Source organism: Azospirillum doebereinerae (genome assembly GCF_003989665.1).
GTDB lineage: Bacteria > Pseudomonadota > Alphaproteobacteria > Azospirillales > Azospirillaceae > Azospirillum > Azospirillum doebereinerae.
Genome location: NZ_RZIJ01000012.1, coordinates 173,405 through 187,055 on the forward strand (window position 1 = coordinate 173,405; position 13,651 = coordinate 187,055).

Genomic DNA, 13,651 nt, shown 5'->3' on the forward strand with positions numbered 1-13,651 from the left:
GTCTTGTGTCGGAAGCGCGAAATCCGGCCCAACATGCTGACGAATGACTCAAAATTCACTTTGGCAACCGAGCGATATAATGAACGCAGAAACCGGGAGCGAACCGGAGTCTCCCAAGAAGCGCGGGCGCATCCCTCAGTCGGCGTGGCCGCAAATCCTTGAACGCTACCACGGCGGCGTCACGTTGTCGGCGATCGCCCGAGAGTTCGAATGCACGCCGAGCGCGATCTCCTACATCATCAAAAAGGCGGAAGCCGCCAGCGGTCAGGGTGAACTGAGCGTCGGCGCCGACGTCGGCGAAACCACCCCGGCGCAGCCCGAAACGGTCGACGCGGCACCGCCCGAAGCGGCTCCGGTTGCGACTCCGGTGGTGGAAGCCCCGGTGGCCGAAACGGCCGCCGCCGAGACGCCGGCCGCCGAGCCGCGCCGGGACGCCCGTCCGGCCCGCGCCGCCGCCCCGCGCGGCACGCTGACCCGCGCGCCCCGCACGGAACCGGTCGCCGACGCCCAGCCGGCCGAGGCGGCGACCACCGCTCCGGCGGCTCCGGCCCCCACGGAAACCCTGCGGCTCAACCGTCCGGAACCGGCCCCCCAGCCGGCGCCGCAGCCCGCACCCCAGCCGGTCGCGGCGGCTCCGGCAACTCCGGTCGCCCCAGCGGCTCCGGTGGACGGCGCGCCCCGCACGACCGCCGGCCAGCCGACCCCGCCGGTCGATGCCGTGGAGGGTCGCCTGCGCGATACCGCCAAGGCCTGCATCACCGCCTATCGCGGTTGGCGCCAGCAGCCCAGCGAAGGGACCATCCAGTCCCTGTCGGACACGGTGCACGAGCTTCGCAAGGCGCTCGCCCGCATCGAGATCGACATGTCGGCCAGCCGGCGCGAGGAACAGGCGATCCGCCCGATTCCGATCCCCGCGCATCGTGCCTCGCGGCGTCCACAGTAACGACGCCGTTTGCAAGTCACGGCGGGCCAGTTTGTGGCCCGTTGCTTTAAAAAGCCCCGTTCCGCTTGTGCGGTTCGGGGCTTTTTCTATCGTGGAAATACGCAAATCCGGAATCACCCCCTTCACTCGCTCGACAGCGCCGCCACCGGGTTCAGCTTGGCGGCGCGGCGGGCCGGGATGACGCCGAAGATCAGCCCGACCAGCACGGCGGACGCCACCGCCCCCGCGCTCGCCGTCGCGGAGAAGGTCACCGGCATGGCGAGCACACCGATGGCGGCGCCGCTCAGCACGCCCAGGACGGTGCCCGCCACCCCGCCCAGCCCCGACACCAGGGCGGCCTCCATCAGGAACTGCCGCTCGATGTCCCGCGCGCGGGCACCGGCCGCCATGCGGATGCCGATCTCGCGGGTCCGTTCGGTGACGCTGACCAGCATGATGTTCATCACCCCGATGCCGCCGACCAGCAGCGTGATCACCGCCGCGCAACCCAGCAGCAGGGTCATGGTGTCCTGCGTCTCGGTCGCCGCGCGGATGCGCCCGGTCACGTCGCGGATCTGGAAATCCTCCTGCCGGTGACGCTCCGTCAGCAGGGTGCGGATGGCGTCGCGGGTCCGCTCCAGCCGCGCCACGTCGTGGACGGAAACCACGATCAGCGGCAGTTCCGGCTTGCCGATCAGGCGCTGCACGCCGGTGGACAAGGGGATGAACACCCAGTCGTCGGTGTCCTGGTTGCCGGTCAGGTCGCCCTTCTTCGCCATCACGCCCGTCACCAGGAAGGGGATATTGTTGACCAGCACGTGGCGTCCGAGCGGCGACGCGCCGTCCGGAAACAGCCGCTTCGTCACGTTGTGCCCCAGCACGGCGACCGCAGCCCCGGCCCGCTCGTCGGCGCGGGTGAAGAAGGAGCCCTGGGCCACCGGCCATTTGTGGGTGACCGGCAGCGCGGCGGAGGTCGCCAGCCCACTGGTGCGGTGGTCGATGTTGCCGTGGCGGACGATGATCCCGGTGTCGAGATACGGCATGACGCTTTCGATGTTGGGCAGCTCGGCGATGGCGTCGCCGTCCGCCTCGGTCAAGGGCGTGGTCGGCAGGCGCGGGTCGCCGCTGCCCGCCATCACGTAGATCAGGTTGACGCCAAGCGCCCCGACCTTGGCCATCACCACCCGCTTGGCCCCCTCGCCGATGGCCAGCAGCGCGATGACCGACGCCACCCCGATGACGATCCCCAGCAGGGTCAGCGCCGTGCGGAAACCGTTGGCGGTCAGGGAGCGGACCGCCGCCGTGGCCGCCTCGGCCGCGTCGGTCAGCAGCGCCACCCCGGCTCGGACGTGCTTGGGTTGCGGCGCGGGCACGGCGGCGGGGCGGGGCCGCGCGCCGCTGTCGGCAACGATGACGCCGTCGCGCATCTCGACGACGCGGTCGGCCGCCTGGGCGACGCTGCGGTCATGGGTGATGAGGATGACGGTGTGGCCCTGCGCCGACAGCTCGCGCAGCAGGGTCACGACCTCCGTCCCGCTGGCGCTGTCGAGCGCGCCGGTCGGCTCGTCGGCCAGGATGACCGGGGCGCCGTTCATCAGGGCGCGCGCGATGGACACCCGCTGCTGCTGGCCGCCCGACATCTGGTTGGGACGGTGGCCGCGCCGCCCGCCCAGCCCCAGCCGCTCCAGCAACTCGCCGGCGCGGCGTTCGCGCAGCGCGGCGGGAAGCCCGGCGTAGCGGGCCGGCATCTCGACGTTCTCCTGCGCCGTGGCGCCGGGGATCAGGTGGTAGTGCTGGAAGACAAAACCGAACCCGTCACAGCGCAGCGCCGCCAGCTCGTCGCCGCCGAGCCCCGACACGTCCCGCCCACCGACGTGGTACTGGCCGGCGGTCGGGCGGTCGAGGCAGCCCAGGATGTTCATCAAGGTCGATTTCCCTGACCCGGAGCTGCCGACGATGGCGATGAACTCGCCGGCCTCCACCGTCAGCGAGACTCCACGCAGCACCTCCACCGCGACGCCGCCGTCGGTGACGTAGGTCTTGCGGATGCCGGTCAGGCGGAGCAGGGGTTCGGCGGGGCCGCCCGTCACAGCCGGAACCCCACGCGCGGTGGACGGCCGTCGTCGGTCTTCCAGCTCACGACGATCCGGTCGCCCTCGGCCAAGCCGCCCAGCACCTCGGCGTTGAAGCGGTCGCGCACGCCGGTGCGCACCCGGCGGGTGTCGAGCGCGCCGCCGGCCGCGACGACGGTGACGTCGTGGGTGTCTCCTTTTTCCGCCTTCGTGCCCAAGGCGGCGATGGGAACGGTCAGGACGTTCTTCGCCTCGGCCGCGACGAAGAAGACCTGCGCGGTCATCTCCGGCCGCAGGTCGCCCCCGGAATTGTCCACCTCGAACAGCGCGGTGTAGAGCACGACCGTGCTGGCCGCGCCGCCCCCCGCCCCGCCCGATCCGCCCGCCGACGCCCCGCCGGCCGCCGCCGGCTTGGGCGGCGCCGGAAGCAGTTGGCGCAGCCGTCCGGCCCAGCGCCGGCCGGGATGGCCGAGCGTGGTGAAGTAGAGCGGCATGCCCTCGCGCAGGCGGGTCACGTCGGCCTCCGACACCTGGGTCCACACGGTCATCGCCGACAGATCGGCGATCCGCATCAGGACCGGCGCCTCGTAGGTCGAGTTGATCGTCTGCCCCTGGCGCGCGTCCACCGATATCAGCGTGCCCGACATCGGCGCCGCGATGCGCGTGTAGCCGAGTTGCGCCTCGTCCGCCCGCAGGGTCGATTCCGTCTGGCGGATCTGCGCGTGGATCGCCTCGACCTGGGCCTCGGCGGTCCGCGTCTCCATCCGGGCCTGGTCGTAGGCCTCGCCGCGCGACGCCTGGACCCGGCGCAGTTCGGTCTGGCGGACAAACTGGGCGCGGGCGAAGTCGGCGCGCGCGCGCTGCTCGGCCAGCTGCGCCCGCAGCCGGGCCAACTCGGCGCTGCCGGCCTCCACCTTGGCGCGTTGCAGGGCCGGGTCGATCTCCGCCAGCGGGTCGCCCTCGCGCACGCTCTGCCCGACCGCGACGTGCAGCTTCATCAGTTGCCCCGAGACCTGCGCGCCGACGTCGACGTAGGCGCGCGGCTGAAGCTTGCCGAGCGCCGTCACGGTGTCCTCGACCGTTCCCCGGCCGATCCGAGCCAACTCGGCGGAGGCCAGCGGGTCGGCGGGGCGCCACAGCGCGGCGGAGGCGAAGCCGGCCCCGAGAATCGCGACGACAAGGAGCGCTCGGCGGCGGAAGCGAACGCTGGAGCGGACGGTGGATGGCGGTCTGGTCATGGCGGTGGTCGGTGTCCTCGAAGCGCGGTCTTCCGCATTCAGGACGTTTGGGAAAGGCGCCAGCCTCAACAACCGCGTGCAGGGAATGGTTTTTCCGGCGACCACGGCGATCGGGCGCATCACCCCTGTTCAAGAGACGAACGGCGCCCCCCACTCCCTCACCCCGGTTTGAAAAGATAATTCCGCGCCGTCAAAACGAGATTGCGAATCATTCTTATTCTTCGCTAGGTATGGATCTCGTCGGATCGCTGGAACGGGTGTTGTCGTCGTCATGGCCGAAAGAGACCGGTCTTCCCTGCTGCGGTTGCTGATCGCCCATTACGAGGAGATGACCGGCCATCTGGCCCGCCGTCTCGGCTCGCTGTGCCTGGCCGAGGACGTCGTGCAGGACACCTACCTGCGCCTGCGCAGCCTGGGCGCGCTGCCGGAGATCGACAACCCGCGCTCCTACCTGTTCCGCATGGCCGACAACATCGCGCTCGACCGCATCCGGGCGGAGACGCGGATGGGCAAGCGCTTCGCCCCGGAGGAACTCGGGCTGGAGCGCCCGCTCGACGAACCCGACGCGGAGGCGACGCTGGAGCACAAGCAACGGCTCGATTGCCTGTCCCGCGCACTGGACGAGTTGCCGCCGCGCTGCCGGGAAGTGTTTGTGCTTCACAAATTCGACGGAATGAGCCATGCCGACATCGCCGCGCATCTGGGCATCTCGCGCAGCATGGTGGAGAAGCATGTCATGAAGGCTTTGGCCCATTGCCGCGACCGGCTGGCGGCGTGATGGATCGGAACGGCGACAGACCGGTCTCGAACGGCGACGCCGTGCGCGAGGAGGCGCTGGCGTGGTTCGTCCGTCGGCAGTCGGGGGACGCCGACACGGCCCTGTCCCCGGCGGAGCGGGCGGCCTTCGAGGACTGGCTGGCGCGCGATCCGAGTCACCGGCGGGAATACGACCGGCTCGCCGGTTTATGGACCGACATCGGCGCCCTCCCCGACCCGCGCCGGACCAAACCGGTCCGGCGCGCCCCGAAACCGACAACATCCCCCGTCCTGTCCCGCCGCCGCATCCTGACCGGCGGGGTCGCCTGCGCCGCCGCGCTGGCCGCCGTCACGGTGCTGCCGACATGGCGGAACACGGTGCGGTCGGGCACCGGCGAGCGCCGCACGCTGGCGCTCACCGACGGCTCGACCATCGAGATGGACGCCGGCAGCGCGCTCACCATGGAGGTTTCGGAAGGCGAACGCCGCGTGGCCCTGACGGCGGGGCGGGCGCGCTTCGTCGTCGCCCCGGATTCCGCGCGGCCCTTCGTGGTGTCCAGCGCCAACGGCGTTCTGGAGACCTCGAAGGCGGTCTTCGTCGTGCACCGACGGCCGGACGGCGCCGTGGTGGCGGTGGAGGACGGGACGCTCGCCCTCTCGGTGAACGACGGGGCGCCGGAACGGCTGACGGCCGGGCAGTGCCGGCCCTATTGCGCCGATGGCCTGCGCCCGCCGATCGACGGCGGCGTGGCGATGGAAACAGCGTGGCGCCAAGGCCGGCTGGTCTTCCAGGACCAGCGGCTGGAGACGGTGGTCGCCGACCTCAACCGCTACCACCCCGCCCACATCCTGCTGTGGGACGACTCCATCGCCGGGCTGCGGGTCGAGGGGAGCGTGGACATCGCCCGCCCCGACGCGGCGCTGAAAGCGATCACCCGCACGCTGCCCGTGCGGACGGTACAACTTTCGCCCTATCTGGTCCTCCTCCATTCGGCATAATTCAAATCTGAAGGATTTTTTATCCGGAAGGGGTGAGGGGGCACCCTTCGGCCGTCGTCCTGACTTCGCCAATCGGCAAATAATACTTATTCGCACGACGGGGGTCATGGCGATGTTCGATGAAGCGGCGCGTTCGGTCGGGGGACCGCGAAGCCAGTGGAGGCCGGCGCTTTCGGCGGTCCTGTTGACGACGACCATGCTGTGCGCGGTGCCGGCGACGGTCTCGGCGGCCCAGCCCGCCGACAGCCAGCCGGTGGCGCAGGCGGCCGGAACCGTCAGCTTTGCCATTCCCGCCGGGCCGCTGTCGGGCGCGCTCGCCGCCTTCGGACAGGCCAGCGGCCTCCAGATCCTGTACGCCGCCGAGATGGCGCGCGGCGTAGCCTCGCCCGGCGTGACCGGCACCCTGACCCACCGCGAGGCGCTGATCCGCCTGCTGTCGGGCACGGGGCTGACCGCGCGCTTCGTGGACGGGGGCACCGTGACCCTGGAAAAGCCGGTGGCGGCGGGCGCCACGGTGCTCGACCCGGTGACGGTGCAAGGCTCCAGCAGCCGTGACGCCGGCCGCACCGAGGGCACCGGCTCCTACGCCGCCAGCACGACCGCCAGCGCCACCAAGCTGACCCTGACGCCGCGCGAGACGCCGCAGTCGGTCAGCGTCATGACCCGCCAGCGCATGGAGGACCAGGGCCTGAACGAGATCCGCGACGTGCTCGACCAGACGGTCGGCGTGACGCGGATGCAGTCCGGCGCGCTCGGCAGCGACGGATCCGAAATCTACGCGCGCGGCTTCGAGGTCAAGAACTTCCAGGTCAACGGCACGCCGCGCTCAACCGTGTACGGCTTCGGCGACTCCATCTCCGACATGGCGGTGTTCGACCGCGTCGAGGTGGTGCGCGGGGCGTCGGGCCTGATGAACGGGGTCGGCGACCCCTCCGCCTCGGTCAACCTCGTCCGCAAGCGTCCGACCTCCACCGTCCAGGGCACCATCGAGGGGCAGGTCGGTTCCTGGGACCGCTACCGCGGCGAGGCCGATCTGTCCGGCCCGCTGGTCGAGAACGGCCGTCTGCGCGGCCGCGTCGTCGGCGCCTACCAGGACAACGACACCTTCATCGACCGCCTGCACGAGCGCAAGAAGGTGCTCTACGGCGTGCTGGAAGCCGACCTCACCGAGGATACGACCTGGACGGTCGGGGTGGAGTACCAGAAGCACAAGTCCGACGAGGCCTCGCGTGCCGGCTTTCCGCTGTTCTACGCGGACGGGACGAAGACCGATTTCTCCCGCTCCTACAACAGCGGCGCCAACTGGGCGTATTTCATGCACGACAACCTGACCGTCTTCAGCGAGCTGAAGCACCGCTTCGGCGACGGCTGGACGGCGACGCTGAACGTCGAGCACAGCAACCGCGAGTATGACGGGTTGATGGGCTACGGCGTGCGCGGCAGCCTGAACCGCGACGGCACCGGCATGGGCATCTGGCCCGGCCGCTGGAACTCGAACCTGCAGCAGACCTCGGTCAGCGCCGACGTGACCGGCCCGTTCGAGCTGTTCGGGCGGCGCCACGAGGTGATGGCCGGCGTCAGCGGCTATTACGCCAAGCGCAGCGGGCTGGACTACCCGCTCTGGTACCTGACCGGCTACAACTACAACATTCCCAATTACTTCACCTGGAACGGCAACATCGCCCAGCCGACACTGAACCCGACCGGCTGGTCGCAGACCAACGAACGCCAGATGGCCGCCTACGCCGCGACCCGGCTGAAGCCGACCGACGACCTGTCCGTCATCCTGGGCAGCCGCGTCAGCCGCTGGGAGCAGAGCGAGGAGACCCACGCCAATGGCGTGGCGGGGACCTTCAAGAAACGCTCGAAGAACGGGGTGGTCACGCCCTACGCCGGCGCCGTCTACGACCTGAGCGACATCTGGTCGGTCTACGGCAGCTACACCAGCATCTTCAAGCCGCAGGACTACAAGGACGTCAGCGGCCAAACCCTCGACCCGATCGACGGCGACGCCTACGAGGCCGGCGTCAAGGCCGAGTTCTTCGGCGGCCGGATGAACGCCAGCGCGGCGGTGTTCCTGATCCAGCAGGACAATCTGGCGGTCATCGACACCGGCCGCTTCACCCCCGACGGCGGGCAGGCCTACAAGGCCGCCAAGGGCGCCAAGAGCAAGGGCTTCGAGCTGGAGGTGTCCGGCGAGGTTCTGGAGGGCTGGCAGATCGGCGGCGGCTACAGCCACACCAAGGTCAAGGACGCCAGCGGCCAGCAACTGCTGACCTACGTGCCGAAGGATTCGTTCAAGCTGTTCACCACCTACCGCCTGCCGGGCGCGCTCGACCGCCTGACCCTCGGCGGCAACGTCAAGTGGGACGGCGGCATCCACAACGGCACCGGCCGCACCCGTTACGAACAGGACGGCTACGCCGTGGTCGACCTGATGGCGCGCTATCAGGTCACCGAGAAGGTGGCGGCCACGCTGAACCTCAACAACCTGTTCGACAAGAAGTACCTGACCAGCATCCAGAACAACGGCTACTACGGCGAACCGCGCAACGTCCTGCTGTCCCTCAAGGCCAGCTGGTAAGGGAGTTCCGCAAGCGGACCGGGAGCCCCCTCTCCCCCTTGCGGGAGAGGGGCTTGACGGAGATCTTGTTCTTTCCCACGCCCCACCGGGGGCACGATCAGACGCCTCCCGCCACCGTCTGCCGCAAACCGATGGCGGCCTCGACGAAACCCATCACCGACTGGGCGTAGCGTTCCGGCGTCACGCCGCGCCGGGCGTATTTGCCACGCTTCACGTACCAGTCCTGCAACAGCGGCTTGATCAGCGCCGCCGTCATCTCCACGTCCGGCACCGTGAACAGGCCGCGCCGCACGCCGTCGGCCAGCGCGTCCGCCATCAGCCGCTCGGTCGCCAGCTCGCTGGTCACGGCGAGGTCGCGGCCCTCCTTGGAGAACGCCTTGGCCTCCATGTAGGCGAAGACGAACCACGGGTGCATCGTCTCGGTCAGGTAGAGGTGCGTCTCCAGCAGCCAGCGCAGCCGGCCGACCGGGTCCTCGACCAGCTCCTCCGGCGGGTGGCCCAGCACCTCCTCCACGACGCCGACGACCTGCCCCAGGATCATCATCAGCAGCGTGTCCTTGCCGTCGAAATAGGCGTAGAGCGCCCCCATGCTCAACCCCGACTGCTCGGCCAGATCGCGCAGGCTCATCGAATGGAAGCCCTTGCGGTTGGCCAGCGTCAGCGTCGTGTCGACGATGCGCGCCAGATTGGCGATGGCGACCGCCGGCTTCTTCACCCGGATGGTCGCGGCGTGGCGCTCCAGGATGCGGGCGCAGAGCGCCTCCATCGACAGATCGACGCGTGACTGGAACTCTTGCAAACCGCCCATCGAACCGCCCATGCGCCCTTCCTTGCAAAAAGCTCCGTAGCACGAATCATCGTTGTGCGCGAGACCGCTCGGCTGTATATATCGAGCGTTCGCTCGTTTTTTGTTCCGCGTCAAGCGGACGCCTTTCCAGGGGAGGACGCATGAGCGCCAGCATGGACATCACGGGCCGGTCGGCACTGGTCACCGGCGCGTCCGGGGGGCTGGGCCGCCATTTCGCCATCACGCTGGCGAAGGCCGGCGTCCGCGTGGCGCTGGCCGCCCGCCGGGCCGACGCGCTGGCCGAGACCAAGGCCACCATCGAGGCGGCCGGTGGCAGCGCCGTCGCCGTGGCGATGGACGTCACCGACACCGCCTCGGTGCAGAACGCGGTGGCGGAGGCGGCGGACGCGCTGGGCGGGATCGACATCCTGGTCAACAACGCCGGGATCACCGTCAGCCGCTCCTTCCTCGACATGGACGATGAGGACTGGGACCGGGTCATCGACACCAACCTGACCGGCTGCGCGCGGGTCGCCCGCGCGGTGGCGCGGCGCATGCGCGACGGCGGCAAGGGCGGCAGCATCGTCAACATCGCCTCGATCCTGGGGATCCGCGTCGCCGGCGGCATCTCCTCCTACGTCTCCTCCAAGGGCGGGCTGGTCCACATGACCAAGGTCGTCGCGCTGGAGTTGGCCCGCCACAACATCCGGGTCAACGCGCTGTGCCCCGGCTATCTGGAAACCGACCTCAACCAGGATTTCTTCGCGTCCGACGCCGGGAAGGCGCTGATCAAGCGCATCCCGCAGCGGCGGCTGGGCCAGTTGCACGAGTTGGACGGACCGCTGCTGCTGCTGGCGTCCGACGCCGGCTCCTACATGACCGGGTCGGTGCTCGCCGTCGACGGCGGCCATCTGGTTTCCTCGCTCTAGCCGCAAGGATACGCATTCCATGGACTTCACGCTGCCGCCCGAACTCGAAGACTACCGCCGCCGCGTCCGCGCCTTCGTCGAGCAGGAGATCCTGCCCGTCGAGGCCGACCGCGCCAACTGGGACGAGCACGAGAACATCGCCGAGGCCCCGCTGGAGGCCCTGCGCGCCAAGGTCAAGGCCGCCGGGCTGTGGGCGGTGTCGATGCCCAAGGAGCGCGGCGGCCAGGGCCTGCCTCTGGTCGGCGTCGCCGCCTGCTACGAGGAGATGAACCGCTCGATCTTCGGGCCGGTCTGCTTCAACGGCTCGGCGCCCGACGACGGCAACATGCGCGTGCTCAACATGGTCGGCACCGAGGCGCAGAAGGAGCGCTGGCTGCAGCCGATCATCGACGGCAAGGTGCGCAGCGCCTTCGCGATGACCGAGCCCAACCCCGGCAGCGGCTCCGACCCCGGCATGATGAGGACGAAAGCGGAGCGCAAGGGCGACCGCTGGGTGATCACCGGCCGCAAGTGGTTCATCACCGGCGCCGACGCCGCCCAGCACTTCATCCTGATGGCGCGGACCTCCGACGACACGCGCAAGGGGCTGACCGCCTTCCTGTTCGACAAGGACCAGCCGGGCTGGCGCATCGAGCGCCGCATCCCGATCATGGGGCCGGAGGAGCATGGCGGCCACTGCGAACTGATCTTCGACGGGCTGGAGATCCCCGACGAGAACGTGTTGATGAAGGTCGGCGACGGGCTGAAGGTCACGCAGATCCGGCTCGGCCCGGCGCGGCTGACCCACTGCATGCGCTGGACGGGCCTCGCCAAGCGCAGCCTGGAGATCGCCGGCGCCTACGTGAAGGAGCGCGAGAGCTTCGGCATCCCGCTGGCCGAGCACGAGGGCGTGCAGTGGATGCTGGGCGAGGCGGCGATGCAGATCGAGATCGGCCGCCTGCTGACCATGAAGGCGGCGCACGCGCTCGACCACGGCAGCTTCGCCCGCAAGGAGGTCTCGATGGCCAAGGTGCAGGTCGCCGACACGCTGTTCAAGGCGGTGGACACGGCGATCCAGCTCTGCGGGGCGCGCGGCTATTCCAAGGACACGGTGCTGGAGTGGATCTACCGCTACGCCCGTCAGGCCAAGCTGGTCGACGGCGCGTCGGAGGTCCACAAGATGGTGCTGAGCCGCAGCTATCTGGCCGAGGGCGACGATTTCTGGAGCTGGGCGTGAGCGGCGCGCCCTTCCTCGACGCGGACCGCAAGGCCGCGCTGGAGGCGTGGTTGACGGCGCAAGCCGGCGCGCGCCGCGTGACCGTGACCGACGACGGGCGCCTCAGCGGCGGGGCGATCTCGCTGAACCTCGGCGTGACCCTGGAGATCGACGGCGGGCCGCTCGACGGCACTCACGCGGCGGTGCTGCGCACCGGCTCGGCCTCGGGCGTCTCGGCCAGCCTGGACAAGGCGGAGGAGGCCGCCGTCCTGCGGCTGGCCTTCGCCACCGGGGCGACGGTGCCGGAGCCGCTGTTCATCGGCGCCGATCCGGCGCTGCTCGGCGCGCCCTTCTACATCATGCGCCGGGCGCGCGGCGTCGCCGCCGGTTTCCGGGTGGTCAAGACCGAGGCGCCGCAGCGCGAGCTGGCGCGTGAACTCGGCCGGCAGCTCGGCCGCATCCATCAGGTGCGGCCGGGGGCGCCGGGGCTGGAGTTCCTGCCCCTGCCCGCCCCCAGCGCGGCGATGCAATGCGTGAACGACTACCGGGGCTGGATGGGCCGCTTCGCCGACACCGACCCGGTGCTGGCCTATGGCTTGCGCTGGTTGACGGTCAACGCGCCGGAGCCGGGCGAATTGGTGCTGTGCCACCGCGACTACCGCACCGGCAACTACATGGTCGAGAACGGCGAACTGACCGCCATCATCGACTGGGAGTTCGCCGGCTGGTCCGACCCGATGGAGGACCTCGCCTGGTTCTGCGCCGCCTGCTGGCGCTTCGGCCGCTACGACCGCGAGGCCGGCGGCATCGCCGACCGCGCCGACCTCTACGCCGGTTATGAAGAGACCGCCGGACGCACGGTGGACGAGCGCGCGGTCGCCTATTGGGAGACGGCGGGCTACCTGCGCTGGGCCACCGTGGCGCTCCAGCAGGGCATGCGCCACAGCTCGGGCACCGAACCGTCGCTGGAGCTGGCGCTGACCGGGCGAATGCTGCCGGAAATCGAACTCGACCTGCTGCGGCACCTCGACGCCGTGGCCGGGATGTGGGGGGCCAAGCCATGATCAACGACGAACCCGACGCCCGCGACCTCGTCGCCATCGCGTTGCGGAGCTTCCGCGAGACGATCCTGCCGCTGGTCCCGGCGGAACAGCGCTTCACCGCCCTGATGATCGCCAACGCGCTGGCGACCGCCGAGCGGGAACTGGCCGCCGGCGCCTCGGCCGAACCGGCGCTGGCCGCCGCCGTCGGCGGACTGCTGGGCGAGACCGGCGATCTCTCCACCTTGGCCCCGCGCCTGTGCGCCGCCATCGGAGAAGGCCGCTTCGACGACGACGAACCGCAGGCGGCGCTGCGCCGGGTGCTGTTCGACCTGACCCGCGCACGGATGGCCGTGTCCAACCCGAAGCTGCTGGCGGCCGGGCGATGAGCGCCGTCCCTCCCCCCTTCACGCCCCTGGCCGGCACGGTGGCGCGCCGCCGCCTCTACCTGATGCGCCACGGCCACGTCGCCTATTACGACGCCGAGGGCCGTCCGCTGAATCCGAAGTTGGCGGAGCTGACCGAACGCGGCCGGGAGGAGGCCCGCGCGGTCGGCGAGTTGCTCGCCGGGGTGCCGCTCGACCGGGTGGTCTGCTCCGGCCTCGCCCGCACGCGGCAGACCGCCGAGCTGGCGCTCGCCGGGCGCGGCCTGACGGTGGAGGACGATCCGGCCTTCCTGGAGATCCGTGCCGGGCGGCTGTCGACGATCCCGCGCGCGGAGCGTGAGGCCGCCTATGTCTACGGCTTCGAGGGGGCCGGGGCCGAGGGGGCCAGCTTCGCCGGGGGCGACGGCTTCGCGGCCGTGCGCGACCGGGTGTTTGCGGGCATCGAGCGGCTGGTGCTGGAGCCCGGCTGGACGCATCTCGCGCTGTTCGCCCATGACGGGGTGAACCGCATGCTGATGGCCTGGGCCTGCGGGGCCGGGCTGGGCGCCCTGGCGGCGTTCGAGCAGGATTACGGCTGCGTCAACATCCTGGACGTCGACGTGGCGGACGGGCGGATCCTCCGCCGCTTCATCCGCGCCGTGAACATCACGCCTAGCAATCCTGCCAAGAACGGCCTGCACGAGACCAGCCTGGAAATCGCCTTCCGGCCCGTGCTGACGCTGGACTAGTTCGGAGGGCGCTTG

12 protein-coding genes are annotated in these 13,651 nt (G+C 70.3%); 9 read left to right on the top strand and 3 right to left on the bottom strand.

Annotated elements, in window-relative coordinates; all coding sequences use genetic code 11:
- Nucleotides 1-79 precede the first annotated feature (79 nt).
- Entirely contained in the window at nucleotides 80-943 is an 864-nt protein-coding gene (locus tag EJ913_RS16415; protein ID WP_126999760.1) for a hypothetical protein, read from the top strand.
- Nucleotides 944-1,065: 122 nt separating this feature from the next.
- Here the strand turns inward: EJ913_RS16415 and EJ913_RS16420 are convergent, their stop codons facing one another.
- Nucleotides 1,066-3,012 (bottom strand): MacB family efflux pump subunit, encoded by a 1,947-nt coding sequence (locus tag EJ913_RS16420; RefSeq protein ID WP_244939381.1) that lies wholly within the window; start codon nucleotides 3,010-3,012, stop codon nucleotides 1,066-1,068.
- Complete coding sequence (locus EJ913_RS16425; RefSeq protein ID WP_126999762.1) at nucleotides 3,009-4,232, bottom strand: efflux RND transporter periplasmic adaptor subunit; 1,224 nt, start codon at nucleotides 4,230-4,232, stop codon at nucleotides 3,009-3,011. The genes EJ913_RS16420 and EJ913_RS16425 overlap by 4 nt, the downstream gene beginning before the upstream one ends.
- A gap of 271 nt (nucleotides 4,233-4,503) precedes the next feature.
- Here EJ913_RS16425 and EJ913_RS16430 point away from each other — a divergent pair, with 271 nt between their 5' ends.
- The 3 genes from EJ913_RS16430 to EJ913_RS16440 all read left to right on the top strand — a co-directional run bounded on the left by EJ913_RS16430 (nucleotide 4,504) and on the right by EJ913_RS16440 (nucleotide 8,571).
- Nucleotides 4,504-5,010 carry an RNA polymerase sigma factor gene (locus EJ913_RS16430; protein WP_126999764.1) on the top strand — a complete coding sequence of 169 codons (507 nt, stop codon included), beginning with the start codon at nucleotides 4,504-4,506 and terminating at the stop codon, nucleotides 5,008-5,010.
- Nucleotides 5,010-5,987 (top strand): FecR family protein, encoded by a 978-nt coding sequence (locus EJ913_RS16435; RefSeq protein WP_126999766.1) that lies wholly within the window; start codon nucleotides 5,010-5,012, stop codon nucleotides 5,985-5,987. The genes EJ913_RS16430 and EJ913_RS16435 overlap by 1 nt, the downstream gene beginning before the upstream one ends.
- A gap of 106 nt (nucleotides 5,988-6,093) precedes the next feature.
- Nucleotides 6,094-8,571 carry a TonB-dependent siderophore receptor gene (locus EJ913_RS16440; protein WP_244939382.1) on the top strand — a complete coding sequence of 826 codons (2,478 nt, stop codon included), beginning with the start codon at nucleotides 6,094-6,096 and terminating at the stop codon, nucleotides 8,569-8,571.
- A 97-nt stretch (nucleotides 8,572-8,668) separates the two neighbouring features.
- Here the strand turns inward: EJ913_RS16440 and EJ913_RS16445 are convergent, their stop codons facing one another.
- Nucleotides 8,669-9,391, bottom strand: coding sequence for a TetR/AcrR family transcriptional regulator (locus EJ913_RS16445; RefSeq protein ID WP_244939383.1), 723 nt, complete (start codon nucleotides 9,389-9,391; stop codon nucleotides 8,669-8,671).
- A 128-nt stretch (nucleotides 9,392-9,519) separates the two neighbouring features.
- Here EJ913_RS16445 and EJ913_RS16450 point away from each other — a divergent pair, with 128 nt between their 5' ends.
- Genes EJ913_RS16450 through EJ913_RS16470 form a run of 5 tightly spaced genes read left to right on the top strand, consistent with a single transcriptional unit; the run spans nucleotide 9,520 to nucleotide 13,636 of the window.
- Nucleotides 9,520-10,287: an SDR family NAD(P)-dependent oxidoreductase gene (locus tag EJ913_RS16450; RefSeq protein WP_126999768.1), complete on the top strand. Its 768-nt coding sequence runs from the start codon at nucleotides 9,520-9,522 to the stop codon at nucleotides 10,285-10,287.
- A 19-nt stretch (nucleotides 10,288-10,306) separates the two neighbouring features.
- On the top strand, nucleotides 10,307-11,503 hold the full coding sequence (locus EJ913_RS16455) for an acyl-CoA dehydrogenase family protein (protein ID WP_126999770.1): 1,197 nt from the start codon (nucleotides 10,307-10,309) through the stop codon (nucleotides 11,501-11,503).
- A complete protein-coding gene (locus tag EJ913_RS16460) occupies nucleotides 11,500-12,546 on the top strand; it encodes a phosphotransferase family protein (protein ID WP_126999772.1) in 1,047 nt (348 codons plus the stop codon). Before EJ913_RS16455 ends, EJ913_RS16460 begins: the two co-directional genes overlap by 4 nt.
- Nucleotides 12,543-12,911 carry a DUF6285 domain-containing protein gene (locus EJ913_RS16465; RefSeq protein WP_126999774.1) on the top strand — a complete coding sequence of 123 codons (369 nt, stop codon included), beginning with the start codon at nucleotides 12,543-12,545 and terminating at the stop codon, nucleotides 12,909-12,911. Before EJ913_RS16460 ends, EJ913_RS16465 begins: the two co-directional genes overlap by 4 nt.
- A complete protein-coding gene (locus EJ913_RS16470; RefSeq protein WP_126999776.1) occupies nucleotides 12,908-13,636 on the top strand; it encodes a histidine phosphatase family protein in 729 nt (242 codons plus the stop codon). The genes EJ913_RS16465 and EJ913_RS16470 overlap by 4 nt, the downstream gene beginning before the upstream one ends.
- The last annotated feature ends 15 nt before the right edge of the window (nucleotides 13,637-13,651 follow it).

Excerpts from the sequence above, each read along its gene's own strand:
- EJ913_RS16450 (WP_126999768.1), top strand. The coding sequence starts at position 9,520 with ATGAGCGCCAGCATGGACATCACGGGCCGGTCGGCACTGGTCACCGGC.
- EJ913_RS16415 (WP_126999760.1), top strand. The coding sequence starts at position 80 with ATGAACGCAGAAACCGGGAGCGAACCGGAGTCTCCCAAGAAGCGCGGG.
- EJ913_RS16440 (WP_244939382.1), top strand. The coding sequence starts at position 6,094 with ATGGCGATGTTCGATGAAGCGGCGCGTTCGGTCGGGGGACCGCGAAGC.
- EJ913_RS16465 (WP_126999774.1), top strand. The coding sequence starts at position 12,543 with ATGATCAACGACGAACCCGACGCCCGCGACCTCGTCGCCATCGCGTTG.
- EJ913_RS16425 (WP_126999762.1), bottom strand. The coding sequence starts at position 4,232 with ATGACCAGACCGCCATCCACCGTCCGCTCCAGCGTTCGCTTCCGCCGC.
- EJ913_RS16455 (WP_126999770.1), top strand. The coding sequence starts at position 10,307 with ATGGACTTCACGCTGCCGCCCGAACTCGAAGACTACCGCCGCCGCGTC.
- EJ913_RS16445 (WP_244939383.1), bottom strand. The coding sequence starts at position 9,391 with ATGGGCGGTTCGATGGGCGGTTTGCAAGAGTTCCAGTCACGCGTCGAT.
- EJ913_RS16470 (WP_126999776.1), top strand. The coding sequence starts at position 12,908 with ATGAGCGCCGTCCCTCCCCCCTTCACGCCCCTGGCCGGCACGGTGGCG.
- EJ913_RS16430 (WP_126999764.1), top strand. The coding sequence starts at position 4,504 with ATGGCCGAAAGAGACCGGTCTTCCCTGCTGCGGTTGCTGATCGCCCAT.
- EJ913_RS16435 (WP_126999766.1), top strand. The coding sequence starts at position 5,010 with ATGGATCGGAACGGCGACAGACCGGTCTCGAACGGCGACGCCGTGCGC.